At 71.6% G+C, this 1,648-nt stretch carries 1 protein-coding gene; it reads left to right on the top strand.

Annotated features, from left to right (window positions below; translation table 11 throughout):
• Positions 1 to 1,648, top strand: a 1,648-nt coding sequence (locus B7L92_RS26275) for a type I polyketide synthase (protein WP_304364713.1), incomplete at both ends; no start/stop codon positions are given.

Here is a 1,648-nt window from a genome sequence, read left to right as displayed (position 1 = left end):
CTGCCGGCGACCCTGGTGTTCGACCACCCGACCTCGGCCACGCTCGCGCAGTACCTCCTCGACGAGCTGCTCGGCACCGCCGAGGACATGTCGGTCCCCGTCGGCGCGTTGCCGCCGGTGTCGGACGATCCGGTGGTGATCGTGGGCATGGCGTGCCGGTATCCGGGTGGGGTGCGGTCGCCGGAGGACCTGTGGCGGCTGGTCACCGAGGGCGTCGACGCCATCGGCGACTTCCCGGACGACCGCGGCTGGGACCTCGACGCCCTCTACCACCCCGACGCGGCGCACGTCGGCACGTCCTACACCCGGTCCGGCGGGTTCCTGCGCGATGCCGGGGAGTTCGACGCGGAGTTCTTCGGCATGAGCCCTCGCGAGGCGCTCGCCACGGATGCGCAGCAGCGGCTGCTGCTGGAGACGTCGTGGGAGGCGCTGGAGCGGGCCGGCCTCGATCCGGTGTCGCTGCGGGGCAGCCGCACCGGTGTGTTCGCCGGCGTGATGTACAGCGACTACTCCGACCTGCTGACCGGCCCCGAGTTCGAGGGATTCCGTGGCAACGGCAGCTCCGCCAGTGTGGCCTCCGGGCGCGTGGCTTACTCGCTGGGCCTCGAGGGCCCGGCGGTCACGGTCGACACGGCGTGTTCGTCGTCGCTGGTGGCGCTGCACTGGGCGGCGCAGGCGTTGCGGTCGGGTGACTGTGATCTGGCGTTGGCCGGTGGTGTGACCGTGCTGTCCACCCCGGAGCTGTTCGTGGAGTTCTCGCGGCAGCGCGGCATGTCCGCTGACGGCCGCTGCCGGTCCTATGCGGACTCCGCGGACGGTGTCGGGTGGGCCGAGGGTGTCGGCATGCTGGTGGTGGAGCGGCTGTCGGACGCGGTGCGCAACGGTCACGAGATCCTTGCCGTGGTGCGGGGTTCGGCGGTGAACCAGGACGGTGCGTCGAACGGCCTCACCGCCCCGAACGGGCCCTCACAGCAGCGCGTGATCCGCCAAGCCCTCGCCGGGGCCGGTCTGTCGCCGCTCGACGTGGATGTCGTGGAGGGTCACGGCACCGGTACGACGCTGGGTGACCCGATCGAGGCACAGGCTCTCCTGGCGACCTATGGACAGGACCGTGAGACGCCGTTGCTGCTGGGTTCGGTGAAGTCGAACATCGGGCACACGCAGGCGGCGGCCGGTGTCGCCGGTGTGATCAAGGCGGTCATGGCCATGCGCAACGGCCTCGTACCCCGGACATTGCACGTGGACCGGCCCTCGTCGCATGTGGACTGGACAGTCGGCGACGTCGACCTCGTCACGGAGAACACCGTATGGCCGGAGGTGGAGCGGCCGCGGCGGGCGGCGGTGTCGTCGTTCGGGATCTCCGGCACGAACGCGCACACCATCCTCGAGCAGCACATCGTCAGCCAGGTCGAGCCGGAGTCCGCCGACGTCGTGGTGCCGTGGGTGGTGGCCGGCAAGACGGCGGCCGCCCTGAAGGAGCAGGTCGCGCGGCTCGCCGACAGCCAGGGACGGCCGCTGGACGTCGGCTTCTCGCTGGCGACGACCAGGTCGGCATTCGCGCACCGGGCCGCGTTCGTCGGCCGTGGCGGCGCCGACCTGGCGGCGAAGCTGTCGGCCTGGACCGCCACGGAGGCGGTGGCCGGTGATG

The sequence above is a fragment of the Streptomyces viridosporus genome, from assembly GCF_002078235.1.
Lineage (GTDB): Bacteria > Actinomycetota > Actinomycetes > Streptomycetales > Streptomycetaceae > Streptomyces > Streptomyces viridosporus.
Note: the sequence above shows the minus strand (reverse complement) of the source record. Positions and strands in the feature narration are given on the sequence as shown.